Consider the following 25,496-nt stretch of genomic DNA (forward strand, 5'->3'; position numbering starts at 1 on the left):
TGGACCTGATGAGCGCAACGCTCAAGAAGCGCACGCGAGCCGACCCAGCCGCCCTGGGGACGCACTACTTTCGCTACTGACGCGGCGCAGCGGAACGGGGGTTTGAATACCGCAAAAGCAAAACCCCGCCGACTGCGAGAGTGGGCGGGGTTTTGGGGAATAACAGCCTGACGATGTCCTACTTTCACACGGGAATCCGCACTATCATCGGCGCTGAGGCGTTTCACTGTCCTGTTCGGGATGGGAAGGAGTGGGACCACCTCGCTATGGTCATCAGGCATAACTGGATGCCGCCTTGCTGCTGGAGCAAGACGACCAATTCGTAGAGTCGGTATGAATCAGCGGATTTGATTGCGCACCGGATGGTGAGGCGCTGTAGTGGCCTCACCCGGCATAAGCTATTGACTCACTTCGATGTCGCTAAGGATCACCAAAGTTATAGGGTCAAGCCGCACGAGCAATTAGTACTGGTTAGCTTAACGCATTACTGCGCTTCCACACCCAGCCTATCAACGTCCTGGTCTTGAACGACTCTTCAGGGGGCTCAAGGCCCCGGCAAGACTCATCTTGAGACGAGTTTCCCGCTTAGATGCTTTCAGCGGTTATCTCTTCCGCACTTAGCTACTCGGCAATGCCACTGGCGTGACAACCGATACACCAGAGGTGCGTCCACTCCGGTCCTCTCGTACTAGGAGCAGGCTCTCTCAATCTTGCAGCGCCCACGGAAGATAGGGACCAAACTGTCTCACGACGTTTTAAACCCAGCTCACGTACCTCTTTAAATGGCGAACAGCCATACCCTTGGGACCGGCTACAGCCCCAGGATGAGATGAGCCGACATCGAGGTGCCAAACACCGCCGTCGATATGAACTCTTGGGCGGTATCAGCCTGTTATCCCCAGAGTACCTTTTATCCGTTGAGCGATGGCCCTTCCATACAGAACCACCGGATCACTTAGTCCTACTTTCGTATCTGCTCGACTTGTCAGTCTCGCAGTTAAGCACGCTTTTGCCTATGCACTATCAGCACGATTTCCGACCGTGCCTAGCGTACCTTCGAACTCCTCCGTTACGCTTTGGGAGGAGACCGCCCCAGTCAAACTGCCCACCATACACTGTCCCCAACCCGGATCACGGGCCAAGGTTAGAACCTCAAACACACCAGGGTGGTATTTCAAGGACGGCTCCACGGCACCTAGCGGCACCGCTTCAAAGCCTCCCACCTATCCTACACAGATCTGTTCAAAGTCCAATGTAAAGCTACAGTAAAGGTTCATGGGGTCTTTCCGTCTTTCCGCGGGGAGATTGCATCATCACAAACATTTCAACTTCGCTGAGTCTCTGGAGGAGACAGTGTGGCCATCGTTACGCCATTCGTGCAGGTCGGAACTTACCCGACAAGGAATTTCGCTACCTTAGGACCGTTATAGTTACGGCCGCCGTTTACCGGGGCTTCGATCAAGAGCTTGCACCCCATCACTTAACCTTCCGGCACCGGGCAGGCGTCACACCCTATACGTCGACTTTCGTCTTTGCAGAGTGCTGTGTTTTTATTAAACAGTCGCAGCCACCGATTCTCTGCGACCCCATTGGGCTCCCCTTGTACAGGTTCACCTACTAAGGGCACACCTTCTTCCGAAGTTACGGTGTCAATTTGCCGAGTTCCTTCTCCAGAGTTCTCTCAAGCGCCTGAGAATACTCATCACGCGCACCAGTGTCGGTTTGCGGTACGGTCGTGTGTAGCTGAAGCTTAGTGGCTTTTCCTGGAAGCAGGGTATCACTCACTTCGGCCGCAAGCGGCCTCGTTATCACCTCTCATCTTAGCCCGGCGGATTTGCCTACCAGGCACGACTACAGGCTTGAACCGGGACATCCAACACCCGGCTGAGCTAACCTTCTCCGTCCCCACATCGCACTACACATCGGTACAGGAATATTGACCTGTTTCCCATCAGCTACGCATCTCTGCCTCGCCTTAGGGGCCGACTCACCCTACGCCGATGAACGTTGCGTAGGAAACCTTGCGCTTACGGCGAGGGGGCTTTTCACCCCCTTTAACGCTACTCATGTCAGCATTCGCACTTCTGATACCTCCAGCATCCCTCTCGAGACACCTTCACAGGCTTACAGAACGCTCTCCTACCGCGCACATTGCTGTGCACCCGCAGCTTCGGTAACTGGCTTAGCCCCGTTACATCTTCCGCGCAGGACGACTCGATCAGTGAGCTATTACGCTTTCTTTAAATGATGGCTGCTTCTAAGCCAACATCCTGACTGTTTTAGCCTTCCCACTTCGTTTCCCACTTAGCCAATTTTAGGGACCTTAGCTGGCGGTCTGGGTTGTTTCCCTCTTGTGTCCGGACGTTAGCACCCGGTGCACTGTCTCCCAAGCTGTACTCATCGGTATTCGGAGTTTGCAATGGTTTGGTAAGTCGCCATGACCCCCTAGCCATAACAGTGCTCTACCCCCGATGGTAATACTTGAGGCACTACCTAAATAGTTTTCGGAGAGAACCAGCTATTTCCAAGTTTGTTTAGCCTTTCACCCCTATCCACAGCTCATCCGCTAGTTTTGCAACACTAGTCGGTTCGGACCTCCAGTAAGTGTTACCTCACCTTCATCCTGGCCATGGATAGATCACTTGGTTTCGGGTCTACACCCAGCGACTGAACGCCCTATTCGGACTCGGTTTCCCTGCGCCTTCCCTATTCGGTTAAGCTTGCCACTGAATGTAAGTCGCTGACCCATTATACAAAAGGTACGCCGTCACCCTTGCGGGCTCCGACTTTTTGTATGCATGCGGTTTCAGGATCTATTTCACTCCCCTCCCGGGGTTCTTTTCGCCTTTCCCTCACGGTACTAGTTCGCTATCGGTCGATTACGAGTATTTAGCCTTGGAGGATGGTCCCCCCATCTTCAGACAGGATTTCACGTGTCCCGCCCTACTTGTCGCACGCCTAGTTCCACACCACACTTTTTTCATACAGGGCTATCACCTGCTATGGCCGGCCTTTCCAAACCGTTCTGATAAGTACGATGCTAAAACGTGCAGGCTGGTCCGATTTCGCTCGCCACTACTTTCGGAATCTCGGTTGATGTCTTTTCCTCGAGCTACTGAGATGTTTCAGTTCACCCGGTTCGCCTCGCATACCTATGTATTCAGTATGCGATACCCCTAAGGGTGGGTTTCCCCATTCGGAAATCTCCGGATCACAGCTAATTTGCCAGCTCCCCGAAGCTTATCGCAGGCTATCACGTCCTTCTTCGCCTGTAATCGCCAAGGCATCCACCACATGCACTTAGTCACTTGACCCTATAACTTTGACGCCTCTTCGACGTCGTCAAGGACTCGACCTCCTCATCGTTCGAGAAGATCGTTTTCTGAGTATTTACGCGTTATGCCGTCTTCAAACTCGCTCTTTACTTCGAGTTGAAGTCTGGTGACGCAATCAAATGTTGTTGACGGCACGGTGCATCCCATAGATGCTTTCCGTCAACAACGCTGATTCGACTCTACGAATTGTTAAAGAACAACAGCCATTCTTTCGAACCGCTAACGCAAACATCCCTGCTCTCAGGGAACCCTTGCGTTAACGTTCGACTTCAGTGATCAGTGATGGTGGAGGATGACGGGATCGAACCGACGACCCCCTGCTTGCAAAGCAGGTGCTCTCCCAGCTGAGCTAATCCCCCGAACATGCTTCATGCAGAAGGATTGGTGGGTCTGGTTGGATTCGAACCAACGACCCCCGCCTTATCAAGACGGTGCTCTAACCGACTGAGCTACAGACCCGCTCTTCACTTCCGCTCGAACCGCGTCTGCAGCACCGTCAACCTAGGATTCTCATCCCTGCCAGGTTCACGCCTGCCGGTTCACGTTCACTTGCTGTCGTACACAACAACAGCCGATAAGTGTGGGCGCCCAAACTTGAGTGCTTTTTTCCAGAAAGGAGGTGATCCAGCCGCACCTTCCGATACGGCTACCTTGTTACGACTTCACCCCAGTCACGAACCCTGCCGTGGTGATCGCCCTCCTTGCGGTTAGGCTAACCACTTCTGGCAGAACCCGCTCCCATGGTGTGACGGGCGGTGTGTACAAGACCCGGGAACGTATTCACCGCGACATGCTGATCCGCGATTACTAGCGATTCCGACTTCACGCAGTCGAGTTGCAGACTGCGATCCGGACTACGACCGGTTTTCTGGGATTGGCTCCCCCTCGCGGGTTGGCAGCCCTCTGTACCGGCCATTGTATGACGTGTGTAGCCCTACCCATAAGGGCCATGATGACCTGACGTCATCCCCACCTTCCTCCGGTTTGTCACCGGCAGTCTCATTAGAGTGCCCTTTCGTAGCAACTAATGACAAGGGTTGCGCTCGTTGCGGGACTTAACCCAACATCTCACGACACGAGCTGACGACGGCCATGCAGCACCTGTGTCCAGGTTCTCTTTCGAGCACTCCCACATCTCTGCAGGATTCCTGGCATGTCAAGGGTAGGTAAGGTTTTTCGCGTTGCATCGAATTAAACCACATCATCCACCGCTTGTGCGGGTCCCCGTCAATTCCTTTGAGTTTCAACCTTGCGGCCGTACTCCCCAGGCGGTCAACTTCACGCGTTAGCTTCGTTACTGAACAGCAAGCCGTCCAACAACTAGTTGACATCGTTTAGGGCGTGGACTACCAGGGTATCTAATCCTGTTTGCTCCCCACGCTTTCGTGCATGAGCGTCAGTGCAGGCCCAGGAGATTGCCTTCGCCATCGGTGTTCCTCCGCATATCTACGCATTTCACTGCTACACGCGGAATTCCATCTCCCTCTGCCGCACTCTAGCCGTGCAGTCACAAATGCAGTTCCCAGGTTGAGCCCGGGGATTTCACATCTGTCTTGCACAACCGCCTGCGCACGCTTTACGCCCAGTAATTCCGATTAACGCTTGCACCCTACGTATTACCGCGGCTGCTGGCACGTAGTTAGCCGGTGCTTATTCTTCAGGTACCGTCATCACTCCGAGGTATTAGCCCAGAGCTTTTCTTCCCTGACAAAAGCGGTTTACAACCCGAAGGCCTTCTTCCCGCACGCGGCATGGCTGGATCAGGCTTGCGCCCATTGTCCAAAATTCCCCACTGCTGCCTCCCGTAGGAGTCTGGGCCGTGTCTCAGTCCCAGTGTGGCTGGTCGTCCTCTCAGACCAGCTACAGATCGTCGCCTTGGTAGGCCTTTACCCCACCAACTAGCTAATCTGACATCGGCCGCTCCAATAGCGCGAGGTCTTGCGATCCCCCGCTTTCACCCTCAGGTCGTATGCGGTATTAATCCGGCTTTCGCCGGGCTATCCCCCACTACTGGGCACGTTCCGATGTATTACTCACCCGTTCGCCACTCGCCACCAGGATTGCTCCCGTGCTGCCGTTCGACTTGCATGTGTAAGGCATGCCGCCAGCGTTCAATCTGAGCCAGGATCAAACTCTTCAGTTCGATCTTGAATTTCGCTCAAAGAATTGAAGTGAACTTCACTTCCATGAGCGTTTAAAGTCTTTCGACCTGATCTGCAGTCACCCACAGATCTTGGCACTCGCCTTCAAACGCCCACGCTTATCGGCTGTTATTTGTTAAAGAGCTTGCTGCTCCAACTCTGCTATCCTTGCCGCATTCGCAGCACCTCAGCTTCGTCGTCAGCGCTGATTTCGTCTTTCGTCGTTATCAGCAGAGAGGCGAGATTTTGACGTTTTCTTTAAACCCTGTCAAGCACTCGGCTCATTTATTTTTCGCTGCCACTTTCTTTCTTTCTTTTCAGAAACCGCCGCCTCAACCGACTCACCAGCTTCCCGGTTCGTTTCGTCTGCAGCGCCGTGATCAGCGAAGAACGCAACTATAGCAGCTTTCCGGAATGGCGCGCAAGTGCCTCGTCAGATCATTGGCAGGACGTGCCGCGCGGCCTCGCCGCCAGCCATCAGTTCCCGGTAGCGAGCCTGCGGATCGTCGCTGCTCATGATGTCCTCAAGGTGCTGTTTCAGCTTTGACGCGTCAGAGCGCAGGATGCGTTGCTTCACCGATGCGATCTGGGACGGGTGCATCGAGAATGAGCGCAGGCCCATGGCTAATAACAGCGAGGTAAAGCTGCTGTCCCCGGCCATTTCGCCGCACACGCATACGCCCTTGCCTGCGGCCCGAGCCTGCGCAATGGTGCCGGCCACCAGCCGCAGCACAGCGGGATGCCACGGGTCGTACAGATAGGAGACGCTTTCGTCGGCCCGGTCGATGGCCAGCGTGTACTGGATCAGGTCGTTGGTGCCGATGGAGACAAAATCGAAATAGCGCAGGAACAGTGGAATCAGCAAGGCGGCGGCTGGTACTTCGATCATCGCGCCGACTTCCACGTCCGCATAAGCAACGCCGGCGTCACGCAGCTGCTGCTTGGCCCGGGCGATGGCATCCAGGGTCTGGCGAATCTCGCTGTGGTGGGCGAGCATCGGAATCAAGAGTTTCACCGGGCCATGCGCGCTGGCCCGCAGGATCGCGCGCAATTGCATGCGGAACATGCCCGGCTCGGACAGGCTCCAGCGGATCGCCCGCAGACCGAGCGCGGGGTTGAGCGTGTGCTCATGCCGGAGTTCATTGATGGACATGCGCTCCAGCGGCTTGTCCGCACCGATGTCCACGGTGCGTATCGTGACCGGCAGTCCCTGCATCGATTCGACCGCGGCACGGTAAGCCTCGAACTGCTCGTCCTCGCCGGGGAGTTCACCGTTGCGGTTCATGAACAGGAATTCGCTGCGGAAAAGCCCGACGCCCATGGCACCGGCCTTGAAGGCGCCTGGCCCGTCCTGCGGCAACTCGATATTGGCCAGCAGCTCCACCGGCTCCCCGTCCAGCGTGACCGCCGGGGTGTAGCGAAGGCGTGCCAGCCTCTCACGCTCGAGTTCGCTCTGGCGCTGCCGGAACCGGTATTCCTCCAGCACCATCGGCGAAGGATCGACGATGACCACCCCGGCGTCGCCGTCGATGATGACCCAATCGTCCTGGCGGATCAGGCGGCTGGCCTCGCGGGCGCCAACGATCGCGGGAATGTCCATGCTGCGGGCGACGATGGCGGTGTGCGAGGTCTTGCCGCCGACATCGGTCACGAAGCCCTTGAACACGCTCTGCTTGAACTGCAGCATGTCGGCCGGCGCAATGTCGTTGGCGATCAGCACCAGCGGCTCCTCGCCGCCCCAGTCGCCAGAGGTCGTGCCGGGCGCCGGCACGAGCGCCGAACTGGCGCCACGCGCCAGGGCGCTCAGCAGGCGTTCCACCACTTGCTCGACGTCTGCCTTGCGCTCCCGGAGGTAGTCGTCTTCCATCTCGTCGAACTGACGGGCGAGCACTTCCAGTTGCGCCGAGAGCGCCCATTCGGCGTTGTAGTGCCGGTCGACGATCCATTGCTTGGTGGCGCCGGTCAGGGCCTCATCGTGCAGGAGCATCAGGTGCACGTCGAGCAGGGCCGAGAGCTCGCCCGGCGCGTCCTCGGGCATGCCACGCTTGAGCATCTCCAGTTCGTTGGCGACCACATCGCGTCCGTCGCGCAGCCGCAGGATCTCGTCCTCGACCTGGTCGGCATTGATGAAGTAGTGCGCCACGTCGACGCGGCTGGAAGCAACCAGGACCGCCTTGCCGATGGCCACCCCGCGTGAAACGGGCAATCCGAAGACCTGCAGTGTCATGCCCCGGATGCTAGCGCGCAAACGTCCGGCATCCATCGGGTTTAACGCGCTGCCTCGGCAACTTGCCCGGCGGGGCGTACGCCCGATGCGGCACTGATGCTTACAAACAGCCCCGGCCAAGGTGAAGGTGCTGCGCTATAGCGGCTTTCTCGACGAGAGAACTCGGAGGCAAGCGATGGACGGATGGACCGGCTTGATCGAACAACGCCTGGCCCAGCTCCCGTGCAACGTGGCGCTGGAGTGGCCAGGCGGACGGGCGGGGCGGCAACCCGCGGACGTGCGCCTCAGGTTGCACACGCCGCGCTGGCTGGCCAGCGTGGCGCGCGGGCAGATTGGCGCGGTGGCCGATGCCTACGTGCAGGGGCAGCTCGACATCGAGGGCAGCATGCGCCCATTGATGGCCGCGGCCTCCCGCCTGGTCGGCGATCCGGTGCGCCAGCGGCCCCTGGCGTGGTGGCAGCAGCTGCTGCTGCGGTACGGATCGGCGTGCCACCACCGTCTGGCGCAGGACGCGCGCCAGGTGCAGTTCCACTATGACGTGTCCGACGACTTCTACGCCCTGTGGCTGGATCCACGGCGCGTCTACTCCTGTGCCTACTATGCGCAACCCGAGCTGTCGCTGGCGCAAGCCCAGGAAGCGAAGCTCGACCACATCTGCCGCAAGCTGCGCCTGCGCCCCGGCATGCGCTTGCTCGACATCGGCGCGGGCTGGGGCGGCCTGCTGCTGTGGGCGGCCGAGCGGCATGGCGTGGAGGCGGTCGGCATCACGCTCTCGAAGCACCAGGCCGCACACCTGGGCCGGCTGCTGGCGGAGCGCGGCCTGTCAGGCCGGGTGCAGGTGCACCTGATGGACTACCGCGAGCTGCCGGAAGACCAGCCCTTCGACCGCATTGCCAGCGTCGGCATGTGCGAGCACGTCGGAGTGGCCAACCTGCCGCTCTACTTCCGCAAGATCCGGCGGCTGCTCAAGCCGGGCGGCCTGCTGCTCAACCACGGCATCACGGCCGGCGGGCTGCACCACCGGGGGCTCGCTGCAGGCATGGGCCGCTTCATCGAGCACCACATCTTCCCGGGAGGCGAGCTGACGCATGTCTCCCAACTGGCGCAGCGGTTGTCAGAGGCGGGCCTGGAGCTGCTGGATGCGGAGAACCTTCGTCCGCATTACGCTCGCACCTTGTGGGCCTGGTCGGATGCGCTGGAGAGCCGCCTGGATGAGGCTCGCGCCCTGGTCGACGAACGCACGGTGCGTGCCTACCGGCTCTATCTGGCCGGGTGCGCCATGTGCTTCGAGCGGGGCTGGCTCTCGCTGTTCCAGCTACTTGCCGCACGGCCCACCGACTGCGAGGCCGACGGGCCGATGCGCGGCGCACAATGCGAGTTCCCGTTCAACCGCAGCTACATGTATGGATGACGCATGCTCTACAAATTCAAATCCAAGGCCGCCGGTGACGTGATCATGACCGGCCCGGCCGGTGACCAGATCGTCCGCCTCCTCGGCAAGGAACCAGCCCCCAAAGGCATCATCGAGCCGCCGCAGATGCCCGATGCCATTGCCGCATTGGAGCGCGCCGTGCAGGAAGACGAGGCGGCCCGCCGGCGGGCCGAGGAGGAAGCGGAAGCCGAAGGCCGCTCCCTGCCGCCTCGCGAAGGTGTCACGCTGAGGCAGCGGGTATGGCCGCTGATCGAGATGATGCGACGCGCTCATGCCGAGGACCACGACATCGTCTGGGGCGTCTGACGCACCTGCTTTCCCTGCCCGATCCAGCCCTCCAGGAGACCCGATGAAACTTGTCAGCAACAGTTGGCCGGACGGCGGCCGCATCCCGGTGCGCCACGCTGCAGGCCGCCTCGACGACCAAGGCGGCGTGACCTTTTCCGACAACATCAGCCCGCAGCTCAGCTGGGATGCAGCGCCCGAAGGCACGCAGTCGTTCGTGCTGATCTGCCACGACCCGGACGTACCGAGCCGTGGCGATGACGTGAACCAGCCGGGCCGCGAGGTGCCCGAGGACCTGCCGCGCGTCGACTTCTTCCACTGGGTGATGGTGGACCTGCCCGCCACCCTGAGGCAGATCGAGGAAGGCGAATTCAGCCGCGGCTTCACCCCCCGTGGCAAGCCGGGGCCGTCGACGCTGCACGGCGCCCGCCACGGCTTGAACGACTACACCGGCTGGTTCGCCGAGGACGCCCAGCGTGCCGGGCAGTATTTCGGCTATGACGGGCCTTTCCCGCCATTCAACGATGCCCGCGTCCACCGCTATGTCTACACGCTGTACGCGATCGACCTGCCCCACTGCCCGGTGGACGGCGCCTTCACCGGCGCCCAGGTGCGCGCCGCCATCGCCGGCCACGTGCTGGGCGACGCCTGTTTCACGGGCACCTACACGCTGAATCGCCGGCTGGCCTGAAGCTTGGCGGCGGCAGGCCGGCGGCACCCGGGCGGCGTCGGCGAAAATCGTGCACGGGCGGCACCTCCGCGCGCCCGCCACGATGGACACAGCATGCCTCACCGCGAACTGACCCGCGTCATTGCCATCCGGCATGGCGAAACCGCCTGGAATCTCGATGCCCGCCTGCAAGGCCACCTCGACATCCCGCTCAACGACACCGGCCGCTGGCAGGCCGCCCGCGTGGCCCAGGCGCTGTCCGAGGAATCGCTCGACGCGATCTATGCCAGCGACCTGTCGCGCGCCCATGAAACGGCGCAGGCCATCGCCGCCGTGGCCGGGCTGCCGGTGCAGCGGGATGCCGGGCTGCGCGAGCGCGGTTTCGGCGAGTTCGAAGGCATGACCTACCGCGAGATCGAGGAGCGCTGGCCGGATCGCGCAATGCGCTGGCGCAAGCGCGACCCGCTGTTCGGGCCGGCCGGCGGTGAGTCGCTGACCGTGTTCTATGAGCGGGTCATCGCCTGCGCCAGCCGGCTGGCGGCGCAGCACGGCGGCCAGACCATCGCGCTGGTCGCCCACGGTGGTGTGCTCGACTGCCTCTACCGTGCCGCCTCGCGGGTGGACCTGCAGGCCGCACGCACCTGGGAGCTGGGCAATGCGAGCATCAACCGCCTGCTGTACACACCCGAGGGCTTCATGCTCGTGGGCTGGGCCGACACCTCTCACCTGACCGCAGAGACGCTCGATGAGGGCTCTGACGGCGCGGGCATCACTGCCCGGGGCTGATGCCACCGCCTTGCCCCCAGACAGCGCCAGGGCTCGGGTCTCGCCCTCTCCCCAAACGCCGCGGACGGACGCAAGATCGGGGCCCCGGCCTGTGCCGTCCCGGAGTGCAATGCCATGCAAGGTGCCCAGATCATCGTCCTTGCGACGCCTGTCTTCCTGCTGCTGATCGCCATCGAATACGCGGTCGGCGTCGCGCGAGGCCACAACACTTATCGCCTGAACGATGCACTCAGCAGCATCGGCCTGGGGGTCATGAGCCAGCTCACCGGCCTCTTCACGGCCCTGGTGACCCTGGGCATCTACAGCGCCGTCTACGATCACGCCGCCCTCTGGCAGCTGCCGGCCGATGCCTGGTGGGTCTGGGTGGGAGCGCTGGTGGTCTATGACTTCTTCTACTACTGGAACCATCGGCTGGGCCATGAGTCGGCGCTGTTCTGGGCCGCCCACGTGGTGCACCACCAGAGCGAGGACTACAACCTCTCGACCGCGCTGCGCCAGACCAGCAGCGGCTGGATCGCGAGCTGGATCTTCTACCTGCCGATGGCGGTGCTGGGGGTGCCGCCGCTGGTCTTCGCGGCGGTGGCGCTGATCGACCTGCTGTACCAGTACTGGGTGCACACGCAGCAGATCGGGCGGCTCGGCTGGTTCGACCGGGTCTTCTGCTCGCCCAGCAACCACCGGGTGCACCATGCCGTGAACGACAAGTACCTGGACAAGAACTACGGCGGCATCCTGGTGCTCTGGGACCGCTGGTTCGGCACCTTCGAGGAAGAGGACGATCGCGACCCCTGCGTCTGGGGCACGCGCGGCCCGTTGCGCAGCTGGAACCCGCTGTGGGCGAACCTGCAGGTCTATGCCGAGCTGGCCCGCGACAGCTGGCGCACCCGCCGCTGGAGCGACAAGCTGCGGGTCTGGTTCAAGCCGCCCGGCTGGCGCCCGGCCGACCTGGCCCTGAGCGATCCCAAGCCGCCGTTCGAGATCGACAAGGTGGTGCGCTACGACCCGCCAATGAGCCCGCGCGCGCAGTGGCTGGCGGCCGGCCTGTTCCTGCTGCTGGTCGCCGGCACCGGGGCCTTCCTGTGGCAGGCGCACCTGCTGAGCCTGTCGGCGCGCCTGCTCGGCGTGCTGGGCCTCACCGCAGGCCTGGTGCTGGTGGGCATGCTGTGCAGCCCGGCCTCGCGTGCCCTGACGCGAGAAGGGGCACCTGCCCACGGCTTGCCAGCGGAGCCACCCTCACTAAACTGAAACCCTCTCCATTCCGGGGGTTTCACCATGGCACTCAAGAGGATGAGCAAGGAGGACATGCCGCTGTCCTTCGGTGCCTTCAATCCAGTCGGCCACATCGTCATCGGCTTCGACGAGCCGGCGGAGGCCGAACAGGCGGTGCAGTCCCTGCTGGACGCCGGCTTCGACCCCGAGGACATCGTGCGCTACTCGGCCGAGGAAGGCGCCAGCGAGATGGAGCGCCGCCTCGCCAGCGCCAGCGGTGCAGCCGAATTCGGCACCGAGGTGCGGCTGATGCGCCGCTACAAGCAGCTGGCCGACGAGGGCTGCTGCTGGCTGGTGGTCTTCGCGCCCGAGCCGGCCCAGGCACGGCGGGTCGCCGAGATCGCCCGCGAGGCGGGCGCCTGCATCGCCGAGCGCTACGGCCGGCTGGTGATCGAAGACCTGATCTGAGCCGGGTCCCGGCCGGCCAGCCTCAGGGCGCGCCGAACAGGTCCCCGGCGTCCGCCCGCCCGGGCGGCGCCATGCCGAGGTGGCGGTAGGCCGCCACCGTGGCGATGCGCCCGCGCGGGGTGCGCTGCAGGTAGCCCTGCTGGATCAGGTAGGGCTCGATCACGTCCTCGATGGTGTCGCGCTCCTCGCCGATGGCGGCCGCCAGGTTGTCGAGGCCCACTGGGCCGCCGTCGAACTTGTGGATCACCGCTTCGAGCAGCTGGCGGTCCATCAGGTCGAAGCCTTGCGGGTCGACGTCCAGCATGGCCAGCGCCTTGTCGGCAACGGCCTTGGTGATGCGGCCGTCGCCCTTCACCTCGGCATAGTCGCGCACCCGGCGCAGCAGACGGTTGGCAATGCGGGGGGTGCCGCGCGAGCGGCGGGCGATCTCCATCGCGCCCTGCGCATCGGCCGGCGCGTTCAGCAGGCCGGCCGAGCGGGTCACGATGCGGGCCAGTTCCTCGGCGCTGTAGAACTCCAGCCGGGCGACGATGCCAAAACGGTCGCGCAGCGGGTTGGTGAGCATGCCCGCGCGGGTGGTGGCCCCCACCAGGGTGAAAGGCTGCAGGTCGAGCTTGATGGAGCGGGCCGCCGGCCCTTCGCCAATCATGATGTCGATCTGGTAGTCCTCCAGCGCCGGGTAGAGGATTTCCTCGACCACCGGCGAGAGCCGGTGGATCTCGTCGATGAAGAGCACGTCGTTGCGCTCGAGGTTGGTCAGCAGCGCCGCCAGGTCCTTGGGCTTCTCCAGCACCGGGCCGGAGGTCTGGCGCAGGTTGACGCCCAGCTCGTGCGCGATGATGTGGCTCAGGGTCGTCTTGCCCAGCCCCGGCGGGCCGAACAGCAGCACATGGTCGAGCGCCTCGCCGCGCTTGCGGGCGGCGCCGATGAAGATCTCCAGCTGTTCGCGCGCCTTCACCTGGCCGACGTAGTCGTCCAGGCCCTTGGGCCGCAAAGCCCGCTCGATCACCTCCTCGCCGGGGGAGCCGGCGGAGGCCGACACGACCCGCTGGCGCGGCGGCGGGCTGAAGTCGTCGGTCTGGATGCTCATGCGAGGCTCACTTGTTCAGCGACCGCAGCGCCAGCTTGATGCCTTCGCTCACGCCCACATCGGCCGGCAAGGCCTTCAGCGCGGCGGCGGCTTCCTTGTCGCTGTAGCCGAGCGCGACCAGGGCCTGCAGCACGTCGCCGTGCGCCTCGCTGGCCACCGCCACCGGCTGCGCCAGGTCGGGGCCGAGCTTGCCCTTGAGCTCGAGCAGCAGGCGCTCGGCCGTCTTCTTGCCGATGCCCGGCACCTTCACCAGGCGACCGGACTCCTGGAGGCTGACCGCCTGCGCCAGGTCGCCCACGCTCATGCCGGAGAGCACGCCCAGCGCGGTACGCGGGCCGACGCCGGAGATCTTGATCAGCTGGCGGAAGGTCTCGCGCTCGGCGGCGCTGCCGAAGCCGTAGAGGATCTGGGCGTCCTCGCGAACCACGAAGTGGGTCAGCAGGCTGACCCGCTCGCCCAGGTTGGGCAGGTTGTAGAAGGTGCTCATCGGCACGTCGACCTCATAGCCGACGCCGTTGACATCGATCAACACCTGCGGAGGGGCCTTCTCCGCGATCACGCCCGTGAGCCGTCCAATCATCGGCCGGATTATCGCGGCCGCGGCGGGCTCAGCGCGGCGATTTGCGGAACAGGCCCAGGCGCTGCGCTTCCAGCGCGGCCTCGGCACGCGACGACACGTTGAGCTTGCGGTAGATCTGCTTCACGTAGTCGGCGATGGTGTGGCGCGACAGGCCCAGCTGCACGCCGATTTCGGGCAGCGTGAAGCCCTTGGCCACGCGCAGCAGCACCTCGTTCTCGCGGTCGGTGAGCGAGACCGGCGGCAGCAGCGGCTCGGTCTGGGCCGGCTGGTGGCGGGCCTGGGAAGCGAAGTAGGCGATCACGCGGCGCGCAATGGACGGCGACAGCGGCGGTTCGCCCTGGGTGATGCGCTGCAGCTGCTCGGCCAGCTGGTCCTTGGCCTGCTCTTTCAGCAGGTAACCAAAGGCACCCGCCTGCAGCGCGGGGAAGAGGTGGTCGTCGTCATCATGGATGGTGACCACCACCGACTGGGCCTCCGGCTGCGACTCGCGCAGCGCCGCCACCACCTCCACGCCGGAGCCGTCGGGCAGGCCCAGGTCGATCAGGGCCAGGTCGAAGCGCAGCGCGGTGATCTGCTCCAGCGCATCGTGCACGCGGGCGCTTTCGGACACGCGCGCGGCTGGAAAGACCTGGGTCACCAGCGTCTTCAGCCACTGGCGGATTTCGGGAAGGTCTTCGAGGAGCAGGATATGCATGTGAACAGTCACTCAGAGCGCCGTCACTGCACCAGCGCGGACGGCCACTGCCATGGTACCGCGCAATTGCCCGTTTTTGCGGCGCTCCGGACCCCGCGTCAGTGACACTTTCCGCTAAAGCGGCAAGGTCAGCCGGATCACCGTGCCGTAGCCCGGCCCCGACTCCACCAGGCACTGCCCGGCCAGCTGCTTGGCGCGGCGCTTCATGCTCGCCATGCCGTGGCCGCGGTCGAGCTTGCCGTCCAGCTCCAGCGGGATGCCGCGGCCGTTGTCCTGGATCACCAGGTTGAAATCGGTCGCGTCGATCACGCAGCGGATGGTGCAGGCAGTGGCGCCGCTGTGCTTGATGATGTTGCTGGTGGCCTCGCGCAGGATGCGGGTAGTCTGCACATAGGCGCGTGCCGACAGGTGGCGCTCGTCGCTTTCGTGGGCCGTCATCCAGTCCACCTGCACCGCCGCCTGTCCCAGGCGCGAGACCACTTCGGCCCGCCAGTCGGCCAGGGCGTCGGCCACTTTCACCGGCTTGCCGGTCAGGCCGCGCACCGACAGGCGCATTTCCTCCAGCGCCTCGCGCGCCAGCGTCGAGATGCGCTCGTCGCCACTGGTGTGGACGATGGTCAGCAGCTTGGCGCCCAGGTCGTCGTGGAGGTCGCCGGCGATGCGCTTGCGTTCGGCCTCGGCCACCTGCTCGATGCGGGCCTCGGCCAGCTCGGCATAGCTGCGCTCGATCTCGGACGTCTTCTCGCTGATGCGCTGCTCCAGGTGCACACGGGCCATCTCGGCCGCCTGCAGGGCCTGCACGAAGTGCTGCACCAGGCGCAGGCCCACCGCGAAGAACAGCAGCGGCATCGCAAAATGGATCAGGTGCACCCGCGGCATGTCGATCCACTCGTGCTGCACCGCGGTTTCCACCATCGCCAGCACCACCACCAGGATCAGCACCCCACTCATCAGCCAGAACTCCGGCCGCCGCTCATGCCAGACATGGCGCAGGTAGTAGGCCGTGGCCCAGCTGATCTCGAGCACGTAGAGCGCGGACCAGACCGTGATGGTGGTGAAGAAGTGGGTGTCCCCGGCCAGCGCGATGGAGACCGGCACCAGCACGCACTGCAGCAGCATGGCCAGGCCGACCGCCCGGTGGCTGTGCCCGCCGTAGCGCTGCAGGAACAGCACCGCCATCGCGATGACCGGGGCGTAGAGCGTGCTGATCAGCACCTCCACCGTCCAGTGGTCCAGCGGCATGTGGCGCACCCACATGCGCGAGCCCAGCACCGCCCAGCCGACCAGCAGCAAGCCGAAGTAGAGATAGGCCGGCTCGGAGCGCCGCGCCCAGGCCAGGCCGAGCATGAACAAGCCGAGCACGACGATGGTGACTCCCACCACCTGGCCCATGGTGACGTTCCAGAACAGCTGGCGCTCGTAGCGGCCGAGCAGCTCCGACTGCGGCGCCACCACCAGCTCCGACAACCCGCCCGCCCGCTGGCGGGCCGCCACCCGTTGCAGCCCGTAGCCCACCACCTTCAGCTCCAGCTGGTTGCCGTCGGGCTTGAGCAGGCCGGCCGGCAGCATCACCATGTGCGGGTAGTAGCAGTTGCGCGTGACCGGCGGCGTCATGCTGCCGTGGCGCACCACCAGCTGGCCGTTGAGCCGCACCTCTACATTGGAGCAGGCGCGCTCGATGTAGAGCGCCAGCAGGTCGCCGTTGGCGGGTGGCGGGGCCCCGAACGGGACCCGGTAGGTGACGGTGCCTTCGAAGTCCGCCCGACGGGCGGCCCACGCGTCGGGCAAGGTGACCGCTTGCTGCAGCGGGCGGGCCGGCCCTTCGAACGGCGCTTCCTCGACGACCACGGCCTGCTGCAGCCGCAGTTCGGCGGCGCCGGCCGGCTGCCAGGCGAAGAGCAGCGCGAGCAGCACGATCGCGGCCCAGCCGGAAGCGAGCGCCCACGGCGCGCGACTGCGGCAACACCGCATCAGAAACGAGGAAGTCATGGGCGCGGATTCTCCCCGAGCGCCGGCCGGGGGACAATCGCTGCGGCGGCCCCGATCGTCAATGGGCTGCAGGAGTTCTCATCTCGTGATTCTTCGACACGCCTTCATCCCGCTGGACAACGCCCGTCTGGCCCATTTGTGCGGCACCCTGGACGAGCACCTGCGGACCATCGAGGCCGCGTTCGACGTCAGCATCACCCGCCGCAACGAGTCCTTCCGCATCGAAGGTGCCAAGAAGGCGGCCGAGCGCGCCGTCGCGCTGCTGCAGTCGCTCTATGACCGCGCCCGCCGCCCGATTCCCGCCGACGAACTGCAGCTGGCCCTGCTGGAGGCCATGCAGCCGGAAGGCCGGCGCGAGCCGCGGGCGGCCGAGGGCGAGGAAGTGGTGCTGCGCACCCGCCGCACCGACCTGCAGGGCCGCACGCCCAACCAGGACCTGTACCTGCGCAACATCCTGGGCCACGACATCACCTTCGGCATCGGCCCGGCCGGCACCGGCAAGACCTTCCTGGCGGTGGCCTGCGCGGTGGACGCGCTGGAGCGCAGCGCGGTGCAGCGCATCATCCTGACCCGCCCGGCGGTGGAAGCCGGCGAGCGGCTGGGCTTCCTGCCTGGCGACCTGTCGCAGAAGGTCGACCCCTACCTGCGGCCGCTCTACGACGCGCTCTACGACCTGATGGGCTTCGACCGGGTGACCAAGGCCTTCGAGAAAGGCAGCATCGAGATCGCGCCGCTGGCCTTCATGCGGGGGCGCACGCTCAACCATGCCTTCGTGATCCTGGACGAGGCGCAGAACACCACCCCCGAGCAGATGAAGATGTTCCTGACCCGCATCGGCTTCGGCAGCAAGGCGGTGGTGACCGGCGATGTCAGCCAGATCGACCTGCCGCGCGGCCAGAAGAGCGGGCTGATCGATGCCGAGCGCATCCTGCGCCGGGTGCGCGGCATTGCAATGACCCACTTCACTTCAGCGGACGTGGTGCGACACCCGCTGGTGGCCCGCATCGTCGAGGCCTACGACGCATCGCAGCAGCGCGGGGAGGACTGATGGCCACCGCGAAACCCGAGCTGCAGCTCTCGCTGCAGTTCGTCGATGCTGCCCACCGTGCCGAGCTGCCGCGCCACAAGGTGCTGCGCTGGATGCGCGCCGCGCTGGAGGCCCCGGCGGAAATCACGGTGCGCATCGTCGGCGCCGAGGAGGGGCAAGCCCTCAACCGCGACTTCCGCGGCAAGGACTACGCCACCAACGTGCTGACGTTCGACTATGCCCACGAACCCGTGGTGATGGCCGACCTGGTGCTGTGCGCGCCAGTGGTCGAGCGCGAGGCGCGCGAGATGGGCAAGCCGCTGCAGGCCCACTATGCGCACCTGCTGGTGCACGGCACCCTGCATGCGCAAGGCTACGACCATGAGGCCGAGGACGAGGCCGAGCTGATGGAAGGCCGCGAGACGGAGATCCTGCTCGCGCTGGGCTACGAGGACCCCTACGCGCGCGACGCGGGCTAGACCGCGGCATCGCGCGGTCCCCGCCACGCCTGCCGGGACCGCGGGCTGCCGGGGCGGCGCGCGCCGGTGTCATGGCTGGCGCCGGCTCGTCACCGCACCCGTGTCTTGATCATCGGCCGGCGGCAGGAGCGCCCGCCCGCACCCGCGTCACCGACGCCCGCACGGCCCGTCGCGCCAGGCCGGCAGCATGCCGATCAGCGGGCGCTTCCCGGCGCCTGCCGCTCAGATGCGCCCTTCCTCCACGGCGTGGCAGGCCACCTTCACCCCGCGCAGCGACAGCAACGCCGGCCGCTCGCTGGAACACCGCGCATTGGCATGCGGGCAGCGCGGGTGGAAGGCGCAGCCCCGCGGTGGGTTCAGCGGGTTGGGCACCTCGCCCTGCACCGGGGTGCGTGAGCGGCCCGTCATGCGGATGTCGGGAATCGCGTCCAGCAGCATGCGGGTGTACGGGTGCAGCGGCCGCTCGAACAGCTCGCGCTTGGGCGCGACCTCGACCAGCCGGCCCAGGTACATCACGCCGACCTCGTCGGCGACATGGTGCACCACCGCCAGGTTGTGCGAGATGAACAGGTAGGTGAGCCCCCGCTCGCGCTGCAGGTCCTTCATGATGTTGAGCACCTGCGCCTGCACCGAGACATCCAGCGCGGAGGTGGGCTCGTCGCAGACCAGGAACTCCGGCTGCGTCGCCAGCGCCCGGGCGATCGAGATGCGCTGGCGCTGGCCGCCGGAGAACTGATGCGGGAACTTCTGCATGTCGGCCGCCGCCAGGCCCACCGACTCCAGCAGCTCGCCCACCCGCTGGCGCAACGCCGCGGGGTCCTTCAGCAGGCCATGCTCGAGCAGCGGCTCGGCAATGATGTCCTGCACCTTCCAGCGCGGGTTCAGGCTGGCATAGGGGTCCTGGAAGATCATCTGCATGCGCCGGCGCAGGCTGCGGCCCTCCCGGCTGCCCAGGGCAGCCGCGGTCGGCTGGCCGTCGAAGCGCACCTCGCCACGGCTGGGCGCATACAGGCCCACCAGCAGTCGCGCCACGGTGCTCTTGCCGCAACCGGACTCGCCCACCAGGGCCAGCGTCTTGCCCTTCTCGATGGAGAAGCTGACGCCATCCACCGCGTGCACGAACTGCTTGGGCTTGCGCTCCACCACCCGGTTCAGCCAGGGTGCGGAGACATCGAAGATCTTCGCCAGGTCGTCCACCTGCACCAGGGCCGCAGCGGCCGCGTGCCGGCCATGTGGGTCGGCGGCGCCCGCGGGGGTGGCCGCCCGGGCACTGCTCAGCATCGCGTTCATGCGGCTCTCCTCAGGGGTTGTTCAGCGTGCAGCCAGCAGGCAGCCCGGGTGCGGCCGGCGTCCAGCAGTTCAGGCCGCTCGACGCGGCAGCGGTCAAACACCCGCGGGCAGCGGGGGTTGAAGGCGCAGCCCTGCGGGATGGCGTTCAGCCGCGGCATCGAGCCGTCGATCTGCGACAACCGCTCGCGCTCGTCCTCCACCGACGGGATGGAGCCCATCAGGCCGGCGGTGTAGGGATGGGCCGGCGCATGGATGACCTCCTGCACCGGCCCGATCTCGACCACCCGCCCGGCATACATCACCGCCACCCGGTCGCAGGTCTCGGCGATCACGCCCATGTCGTGGGTCACCAGCATCACCGCTGCGCCCTTCTCGCTGCACAGGCGCTTGAGCAGCGTGATGATCTGGGCCTGGATGGACACGTCCAGCGCGGTAGTCGGTTCATCGGCCACGATCAGCTGCGGCTCGGCCGCCAGCGCCAGCGCGATCACGACCCGCTGGCGCATGCCGCCGGAGAACTGGTGCGGGTAGTGGTCGATGCGCGCCTCGGCCGCCGGGATGCCGGTGTCCTTGAGCAGCTGGATGGCGCGCCGGCGGGCCTCCGCCCCGTTCACCGGCAGGTGGGTCTGGATGGTCTCCACCAGCTGCCGACCCACGGTGTAGAGCGGGTTCAGCGAGGTCAGCGGGTCCTGGAAGATGGCGCCGATCTTGCGGCCGCGCACCCGGCGCATGGCCTCCTGGGGCAGGTTGTCGATGCGCTGGCCGTCCAGCAGGATCTGGCCACCGGCGACCCGCCCGGGCGGCTCCAGCAGGCCGATGATGGAAGCGCCCGTCAGCGACTTGCCGGCGCCGGACTCGCCGACCACACCGAGGATCTCGCCAGCGGCAATGTCGAAGGACACGTCGTCCAGCGCCAGCAGGGTGCCGCGGCGGGTGGGAAACTCGACGCGCAGGTTCTTCACCTGCAGCAAGGGGGAAGTCATGGAAGGCTCCTTCTCAGCGCAGGCGCGGGTTGAGGGCGTCGCGCAGCCAGTCGCCCAGCAGGTTCACGCTGAGCGCAATGAGCACCAGCATGATGCCCGGGAAGATGGTGATCCACCATTCGCCGCTGAAGAGGAAGTCGTTGCCGACGCGGATCAGCGTGCCGAGCGACGGCGAGGTGGGTGGCATGCCGACGCCCAGGAAGGACAACGTCGCCTCGATGATGATGGCCTGCGCCACCTGGATGGTCGACAGCACCAGCACCGGCCCGAGCACATTGGGCAGCACATGCTTGCGCATGATGCGCAGCGGGCTGACGCCGATCACGCGGGCGGCCTGCACATAGTCCTTGTTGCGCTCCACCAGCGTGGAGCCGCGCACGGTGCGCGCGTAGTCCACCCACTTGGTCAAGGCAATGGAGACGATCAGCACCGCGAAGGCGAGCTGCTCATGCGCGTCCGGCACCATGGCCCGGCCGACGCCGTCCACCAGCAGGGCCACCAGGATGGTGGGGAAGGACAGCATCACGTCGCAGATGCGCATCAGGAAGGCATCGAGCTTGCCGCCGACAAAGCCGGCCAGCAGCCCCAGGCTGACGCCGATCAACAGCGACAGCACGACCGAAGCGATGCCCACCATCAGCGAGATGCGCGCGCCGTACATCAGCGCCGACAGGATGTCGCGGCCCTGGTCATCGGTGCCGAACAGGTAGCTGGCCTTGCCGCCCTCCATCCAGGCGGGCGGCAGGCGGGCATCGCCCAGCTCCAGCGTCGCCAGGTCGAAGGGATTGTGCGGTGCGATCCAGTTGGCAAAGATGGCGCAGACGATGCACACGGTGGCGATCACGGCGGCCAGGATCGCCACCGGGGAGGTGCGGAAGCTGTACCAGACGTCGCCGTCGAAGAAACGTTGCAGTGCGGTGGTGGTCATCACGGGGTGGGTGTTGAAGAGCCGCGCCGGGCTTGTGGCCCGGCGTGGCCCGGGGAGCGCATCGTCACTTCACGACGATCCACTTGTAGGGCATGAAGTTGTCGGCGAGTTGCACCAGCTCCACGTTGCGGCGTGCCGCCCAGGCCAGCGACTGCTGGTGCAGCGGGATGTGGCCCACATCGTCCTGGTGGATGCGGAAGGCCTCGCGGATCATCTCGTTGCGTCGTGCCGGATCGGTTTCGGACTGGATCTTGTGCGTCAGCTCGTCCACCTTGGCATTGCTGTAGCTGCCCAGGTTGAACTGGCCCTGTCCCTTGTCGCTCGGCGTCGCGATCAGCGCGTTGAGGGCGTTGTGCGCGTCATAGGTGCCCGGCGTCCAGCCCAGCATGTAGAAGCTGGTGTTGCGGCTGAGGATCTTGGGGAAATAGGTGGCCTTGGTCTCGGCCTGCAGGTTGGCCTTGATGCCCACCCGCGCCAGGTTCGCCGCCACCGCCTGGCAGACCTCGCCGTCGTTGACATAGCGGTCGTTCGGGCAGTTCATGCCGACCTCGAAGCCGTTCGGATAGCCGGCCTCGGCCAGCAGCTTCTTCGCCGCTTCCGGATCGTAGGGCAGTCGCTTGTTCAGCTCGGGTGCGAAGCCCTTCACGCCGGGGGCCACCAGCAGCCCGGTGGGCGTGGCCGCGTTGCGCATCACCCGGGTCTTGATGGTCTCGATGTCGATCGCCTGGTAGACCGCCTGCCGCACCCGCTTGTCCTTGAACGGGTTCTTGCCCTTCACGCTGGAGTGCAGCAGCTCGTCGCGCTTCTGGTCCATGCCGAGGAAGATGGTGCGCAGCTCGGGGGCCTGCAGCACCTTGACGTTGCTGGCCGCCTTGAGCCGCTCGATGTCCTGCAGCGGCACCGGCTCCATCACGTCGATCTCGCCGGACAGGACGGCGGCCACGCGGGTGGCATCGTTGCTGATCGGCGTGAAGACGATCTCGTCGACGTTGGACTCGACCTTGTCCCAGTAGGTGCCGTTGCGCACCAGCACCGTGCGGGTCGAGGGCTGGCGCTCCTTCAGGCGGAACGGGCCGGTGCCGTTGGCGCGGAAGCTGGCCGCGTTCTCCACCCCCTTGCGCCGGTCCACCGGCTGCTCGGCGCGGTTGGTCTCGCACCACTTGCGGCTCATCATGTAGACCAGCGAGAGCACGTCGGGCAGGATGGGGAAGGGCGAGTTGGTCTCGATCTCCACCGTGCGATCGTCAAGCGCGCGCACCTCCTTGATGGAGGCGGTGTAGCTGCGCATGTCCGAGCCTTCGCTCGCCGCGCGCTTGAAGGAGAACACCACGTCGTCCGCGGTGAAGGGCGCGCCGTCGTGGAAGCGCACGCCCTGGCGCAGCTCGAAGCGCCAGACGGTGGGCGACGGCTGGCTCCACCGGGTGGCCAGGCCCGGCACCAGGCCGAGCTTCTTGTCGCGCGCCACCAGGGGCTCGTAGATGTTGCCGGTGAAGCTGAGTTGGAAGGATTCGTTCAGCGAATGTGGATCCATCGAGCCGGCATCGCCCTGGTTGGCGATGCGCACCGTCTTGGCTGCCACGGAGCCGCAGGCAACAGCCAGCGCCACGGCGATCAGGGTCGGTCGGAGCTTCATGCGGGAATTCCTCCTGGGTTGAGGGGCAGGCCCTGCTCCGCGAGCGATGCGAACAGCGCCGACCCCAGCGGGAGGATGTCGTCGTTGAAGTCGTAGCGCCCGCTGTGCAGGAAGCAGCCCGGGTCGTTGGCGTCGCGGCCTTGCCCGACGCGCAGGTACGCGCCGGGCTTGACCTGCAACATGAAGGAGAAGTCTTCGGCGCCCATGCTGGGCGCCATGTCGCGCAGCACATGCTCGGGGCCGAGCAAGGATTCCGCCACCTGTGCGGCAAAGGCCGCCTCGGCGGCGCTGTTGACGGTGGCGGGGTAGACGCGCTGGTAGTCCAGCGACGCGCTGGCGCCAAGGCCCATCGCAATCGATTCCACCATGCGGCCCAGGCGCTCTTCGATCATGTCCTGCACCTGCGGCCGGAAGGTGCGCACCGTGCCCACCAGCTTGACCTGGCGCGGGATCACGCTCATCGCGCCGACGTCCCCGCCCTGCATCGCGCAGATGCTCACCACCGCGTTGTCGAACGGACTGGCATTGCGCGAAACCAGGCTCTGCGCCGCCGTGATGATGTGGGCGGCGACCAGCACCGGATCGATGGCCAGGTGTGGGTGCGCGCCATGTCCGCCCTTGCCGCTGATGGTGATCTCGATGCGGTCGGCCGCGGCCATCATCGGCCCCGGACTCACCCCCACCTGCCCGGCCGGCAGGTGCGGCCAGTTGTGCATCGCATAGACCGACTGCGCCGGGAAGCGCTCGAACAGCCCGTCGGCAATCATCGCCTTGGCGCCCGCATACCCTTCCTCGCCGGGCTGGAAGATCAGGTAGACGGTACCGTTGAAGCGCCGTGTCTCGGCCAGGTAGCGGGCGGCGCCCACCAGCATCGCGGTATGGCCGTCGTGGCCGCAGCCGTGCATCAGGCCGCTCTTGCCGGAGCGCCAGGCGAAATCGTTCTCCTCGCGCATCGGCAGGGCGTCCATGTCGGCACGCAGGGCGATGCTGCGGCCGGAGTCGTGCTCCCGGCCGTGGATGACGCCGACCACGCCGGTCTTGGCAATGCCGGTGTGGACCTCGTCCACCCGCGTCAGCTTGAGCGCCTCGACCACCCGGGCGGCCGTGCGCACCTCCTCGAAGCCCAGCTCGGGATGCGCATGCAGGTCGCGCCGGAAGGCGGTCAGCTCGGGGTGAAAGCGGGCGATGTGGCCGAACACGCCATTCACGGCGCCGTGGGACAGGGCACGCATGGCGTCAATGCGCTCCTTGCGGCTTGTTGGCGCGCAGCCGCGGATCGACGGCGAAGTACAGCAAGTCCACCACCAGGTTGATCAGCACGAAGAGCAGCGCAATGAGGCAGAGGTAAGCCGCCATGACCGGAATGTCGGCGAAGGTCACCGCCTGGATGAAGAGCAGGCCCATGCCCGGCCACTGGAACACCGTCTCGGTGATGATGGCGAAGGCGATGAGCGACCCGATCTGCAGGCCGGTGATGGTGATCACCGGCACCAGCGTGTTCTTCAGCGCATGGCCGAAATGCACCGCCCGGTCCGACAAGCCGCGGGCGCGGGCGAACTTGATGTAGTCGGTGCGCAGCACCTCCAGCATCTCGGCCCGCACGATGCGCATGATCAAGGTCAGCTGAAAGATCGCCAGCGTGATGGAAGGCAGGATCAGGTGCTTCCAGCCGTCGGCCGTCAGGAAGCCGGTCGACCAGGAGCCCAGCGCCACCGTTTCGCCACGCCCGAAGCTCGGCAGCCAGCCCAGCGTGACCGAGAACACCAGGATCAGCAGGATGCCGATCAGGAAGGTCGGCAAGGAAACGCCGAGCAGGGACAGCGTCAGCAGCACCTGCGAGAGGAAGGAGCCCCGCCGCAAGGCGGTGTAGACCCCCATCGGGATGCCGACCACCAGCGCCAGCACGCCGGCCACCATGGACAACTCCAGCGTGGCCGGGAAACGCTCGGCGATCAGGCTCGACACCTTGCGGCCCTGCCGCAAGCTGATGCCGAACTCGCCCTGCACCGCATTGCCGACGAAGCGGGCGAACTGCACCGGGAAGGGCTGGTCCAGGCCCAGGTCGCTGCGCAGGCGCGCGCGGTCCTCGGGCGTCGCATCCTGGCCCAGCAGGTTGGTGACCGGATCGCCCACGAACTGGAACAGCGTGAACGCGATGAAGGCCACCGTGAGCATCACGATGACCGCCTGCAACAGGCGGCGAAGAATGAAAACCAGCATCTACAGAGTCCCAGTCGGCAGCGGCGAGGG

General features: G+C 65.2%; 19 protein-coding genes, 2 tRNA genes and 3 rRNA genes. 8 read left to right on the top strand and 16 right to left on the bottom strand.

What is annotated here, in order from left to right:
* Positions 1-165: 165 nt before the first annotated feature.
* The 6 genes from rrf to ptsP all read right to left on the bottom strand — a co-directional run bounded on the left by rrf (position 166) and on the right by ptsP (position 7,703).
* Positions 166-278 (bottom strand): 5S ribosomal RNA (gene rrf, locus N7L95_RS11075).
* A gap of 162 nt (positions 279-440) precedes the next feature.
* Positions 441-3,314 (bottom strand): 23S ribosomal RNA (locus N7L95_RS11080).
* A gap of 304 nt (positions 3,315-3,618) precedes the next feature.
* Positions 3,619-3,694 (bottom strand) — tRNA-Ala (locus tag N7L95_RS11085).
* Between the two features lie 23 nt (positions 3,695-3,717).
* A tRNA-Ile gene (locus N7L95_RS11090) sits at positions 3,718-3,794 on the bottom strand.
* Between the two features lie 153 nt (positions 3,795-3,947).
* Positions 3,948-5,478: ribosomal RNA gene (locus N7L95_RS11095) — 16S ribosomal RNA — on the bottom strand.
* Together the 16S, 23S and 5S rRNA genes with 2 tRNA genes alongside form the textbook arrangement of a ribosomal RNA operon.
* A 431-nt stretch (positions 5,479-5,909) precedes the next feature.
* Positions 5,910-7,703 (bottom strand): phosphoenolpyruvate--protein phosphotransferase, encoded by a 1,794-nt coding sequence (gene ptsP, locus N7L95_RS11100; protein WP_301260126.1) that lies wholly within the window; start codon positions 7,701-7,703, stop codon positions 5,910-5,912.
* Between the two features lie 175 nt (positions 7,704-7,878).
* On the opposite strand from ptsP, the gene N7L95_RS11105 reads away from it, so the two are divergent.
* The 6 genes from N7L95_RS11105 (at position 7,879) to N7L95_RS11130 (ending at position 12,553) form a co-directional block, all read left to right on the top strand.
* Positions 7,879-9,114 (top strand): class I SAM-dependent methyltransferase, encoded by a 1,236-nt coding sequence (locus N7L95_RS11105; RefSeq protein ID WP_301259883.1) that lies wholly within the window; start codon positions 7,879-7,881, stop codon positions 9,112-9,114.
* Positions 9,115-9,117: 3 nt separating this feature from the next.
* Complete coding sequence (locus N7L95_RS11110; RefSeq protein WP_301259884.1) at positions 9,118-9,441, top strand: DUF1840 domain-containing protein; 324 nt, start codon at positions 9,118-9,120, stop codon at positions 9,439-9,441.
* Between the two features lie 43 nt (positions 9,442-9,484).
* Entirely contained in the window at positions 9,485-10,111 is a 627-nt protein-coding gene (locus tag N7L95_RS11115; protein WP_301259885.1) for a YbhB/YbcL family Raf kinase inhibitor-like protein, read from the top strand.
* 93 nt (positions 10,112-10,204) lie between these two features.
* Positions 10,205-10,876: a histidine phosphatase family protein gene (locus N7L95_RS11120; RefSeq protein WP_301259886.1), complete on the top strand. Its 672-nt coding sequence runs from the start codon at positions 10,205-10,207 to the stop codon at positions 10,874-10,876.
* A gap of 114 nt (positions 10,877-10,990) precedes the next feature.
* Positions 10,991-12,121, top strand: coding sequence for a sterol desaturase family protein (locus N7L95_RS11125; RefSeq protein WP_363324869.1), 1,131 nt, complete (start codon positions 10,991-10,993; stop codon positions 12,119-12,121).
* Positions 12,122-12,148: 27 nt separating this feature from the next.
* Entirely contained in the window at positions 12,149-12,553 is a 405-nt protein-coding gene (locus tag N7L95_RS11130; RefSeq protein ID WP_301259887.1) for a hypothetical protein, read from the top strand.
* Between the two features lie 22 nt (positions 12,554-12,575).
* Here N7L95_RS11130 and ruvB read toward each other — a convergent pair whose 3' ends face one another.
* From ruvB to N7L95_RS11150, 4 genes are all read right to left on the bottom strand, one after another.
* A complete protein-coding gene (ruvB, locus tag N7L95_RS11135) occupies positions 12,576-13,643 on the bottom strand; it encodes a Holliday junction branch migration DNA helicase RuvB (protein ID WP_301259888.1) in 1,068 nt (355 codons plus the stop codon).
* Between the two features lie 7 nt (positions 13,644-13,650).
* Positions 13,651-14,223 carry a Holliday junction branch migration protein RuvA gene (ruvA, locus tag N7L95_RS11140; RefSeq protein WP_301259889.1) on the bottom strand — a complete coding sequence of 191 codons (573 nt, stop codon included), beginning with the start codon at positions 14,221-14,223 and terminating at the stop codon, positions 13,651-13,653.
* A 28-nt stretch (positions 14,224-14,251) separates the two neighbouring features.
* Entirely contained in the window at positions 14,252-14,917 is a 666-nt protein-coding gene (locus tag N7L95_RS11145) for a response regulator (RefSeq protein ID WP_265405137.1), read from the bottom strand.
* Between the two features lie 114 nt (positions 14,918-15,031).
* Entirely contained in the window at positions 15,032-16,906 is a 1,875-nt protein-coding gene (locus tag N7L95_RS11150) for a sensor histidine kinase (protein WP_301259890.1), read from the bottom strand.
* An 85-nt stretch (positions 16,907-16,991) separates the two neighbouring features.
* On the opposite strand from N7L95_RS11150, the gene N7L95_RS11155 reads away from it, so the two are divergent.
* Complete coding sequence (locus N7L95_RS11155; RefSeq protein WP_301259891.1) at positions 16,992-17,954, top strand: PhoH family protein; 963 nt, start codon at positions 16,992-16,994, stop codon at positions 17,952-17,954.
* On the top strand, positions 17,954-18,412 hold the full coding sequence (gene ybeY / locus N7L95_RS11160) for an rRNA maturation RNase YbeY (RefSeq protein WP_301259892.1): 459 nt from the start codon (positions 17,954-17,956) through the stop codon (positions 18,410-18,412). The genes N7L95_RS11155 and ybeY overlap by 1 nt, the downstream gene beginning before the upstream one ends.
* A 222-nt stretch (positions 18,413-18,634) precedes the next feature.
* Here ybeY and N7L95_RS11165 read toward each other — a convergent pair whose 3' ends face one another.
* The 6 genes from N7L95_RS11165 to N7L95_RS11190 all read right to left on the bottom strand — a co-directional run bounded on the left by N7L95_RS11165 (position 18,635) and on the right by N7L95_RS11190 (position 25,466).
* Complete coding sequence (locus tag N7L95_RS11165) at positions 18,635-19,702, bottom strand: ABC transporter ATP-binding protein (protein ID WP_435870077.1); 1,068 nt, start codon at positions 19,700-19,702, stop codon at positions 18,635-18,637.
* Entirely contained in the window at positions 19,699-20,685 is a 987-nt protein-coding gene (locus N7L95_RS11170) for an ABC transporter ATP-binding protein (protein ID WP_301259893.1), read from the bottom strand. Before N7L95_RS11170 ends, N7L95_RS11165 begins: the two co-directional genes overlap by 4 nt.
* A gap of 13 nt (positions 20,686-20,698) precedes the next feature.
* Positions 20,699-21,613: an ABC transporter permease gene (locus tag N7L95_RS11175; protein ID WP_301260128.1), complete on the bottom strand. Its 915-nt coding sequence runs from the start codon at positions 21,611-21,613 to the stop codon at positions 20,699-20,701.
* A gap of 64 nt (positions 21,614-21,677) precedes the next feature.
* Positions 21,678-23,246 (bottom strand): ABC transporter substrate-binding protein, encoded by a 1,569-nt coding sequence (locus N7L95_RS11180; protein ID WP_301259894.1) that lies wholly within the window; start codon positions 23,244-23,246, stop codon positions 21,678-21,680.
* Positions 23,243-24,478, bottom strand: a complete 1,236-nt coding sequence (locus N7L95_RS11185) for a M20 aminoacylase family protein (protein WP_301259895.1) — start codon at positions 24,476-24,478, stop codon at positions 23,243-23,245. Before N7L95_RS11185 ends, N7L95_RS11180 begins: the two co-directional genes overlap by 4 nt.
* Positions 24,479-24,482: 4 nt before the next feature.
* Positions 24,483-25,466, bottom strand: a complete 984-nt coding sequence (locus tag N7L95_RS11190) for an ABC transporter permease (protein WP_301259896.1) — start codon at positions 25,464-25,466, stop codon at positions 24,483-24,485.
* Positions 25,467-25,496 lie beyond the last annotated feature (30 nt).

It is taken from the genome of Eleftheria terrae (genome assembly GCF_030419005.1).
GTDB lineage: Bacteria > Pseudomonadota > Gammaproteobacteria > Burkholderiales > Burkholderiaceae_C > Caldimonas > Caldimonas terrae.

Bases quoted from the DNA above. Each gene is read 5' to 3' on its own strand.
- ruvB (WP_301259888.1), bottom strand. From the start codon at position 13,643: ATGAGCATCCAGACCGACGACTTCAGCCCGCCGCCGCGCCAGCGGGTC.
- N7L95_RS11105 (WP_301259883.1), top strand. From the start codon at position 7,879: ATGGACGGATGGACCGGCTTGATCGAACAACGCCTGGCCCAGCTCCCG.
- N7L95_RS11190 (WP_301259896.1), bottom strand. From the start codon at position 25,466: ATGCTGGTTTTCATTCTTCGCCGCCTGTTGCAGGCGGTCATCGTGATG.
- N7L95_RS11110 (WP_301259884.1), top strand. From the start codon at position 9,118: ATGCTCTACAAATTCAAATCCAAGGCCGCCGGTGACGTGATCATGACC.
- N7L95_RS11115 (WP_301259885.1), top strand. From the start codon at position 9,485: ATGAAACTTGTCAGCAACAGTTGGCCGGACGGCGGCCGCATCCCGGTG.
- ruvA (WP_301259889.1), bottom strand. From the start codon at position 14,223: ATGATTGGACGGCTCACGGGCGTGATCGCGGAGAAGGCCCCTCCGCAG.
- N7L95_RS11180 (WP_301259894.1), bottom strand. From the start codon at position 23,246: ATGAAGCTCCGACCGACCCTGATCGCCGTGGCGCTGGCTGTTGCCTGC.
- N7L95_RS11130 (WP_301259887.1), top strand. From the start codon at position 12,149: ATGGCACTCAAGAGGATGAGCAAGGAGGACATGCCGCTGTCCTTCGGT.
- N7L95_RS11170 (WP_301259893.1), bottom strand. From the start codon at position 20,685: ATGACTTCCCCCTTGCTGCAGGTGAAGAACCTGCGCGTCGAGTTTCCC.
- N7L95_RS11145 (WP_265405137.1), bottom strand. From the start codon at position 14,917: ATGCATATCCTGCTCCTCGAAGACCTTCCCGAAATCCGCCAGTGGCTG.
- N7L95_RS11185 (WP_301259895.1), bottom strand. From the start codon at position 24,478: ATGCGTGCCCTGTCCCACGGCGCCGTGAATGGCGTGTTCGGCCACATC.
- N7L95_RS11150 (WP_301259890.1), bottom strand. From the start codon at position 16,906: ATGACTTCCTCGTTTCTGATGCGGTGTTGCCGCAGTCGCGCGCCGTGG.
- N7L95_RS11120 (WP_301259886.1), top strand. From the start codon at position 10,205: ATGCCTCACCGCGAACTGACCCGCGTCATTGCCATCCGGCATGGCGAA.
- N7L95_RS11165 (WP_435870077.1), bottom strand. From the start codon at position 19,702: ATGAACGCGATGCTGAGCAGTGCCCGGGCGGCCACCCCCGCGGGCGCC.
- ybeY (WP_301259892.1), top strand. From the start codon at position 17,954: ATGGCCACCGCGAAACCCGAGCTGCAGCTCTCGCTGCAGTTCGTCGAT.
- N7L95_RS11125 (WP_363324869.1), top strand. From the start codon at position 10,991: ATGCAAGGTGCCCAGATCATCGTCCTTGCGACGCCTGTCTTCCTGCTG.
- N7L95_RS11175 (WP_301260128.1), bottom strand. From the start codon at position 21,613: ATGACCACCACCGCACTGCAACGTTTCTTCGACGGCGACGTCTGGTAC.
- ptsP (WP_301260126.1), bottom strand. From the start codon at position 7,703: ATGACACTGCAGGTCTTCGGATTGCCCGTTTCACGCGGGGTGGCCATC.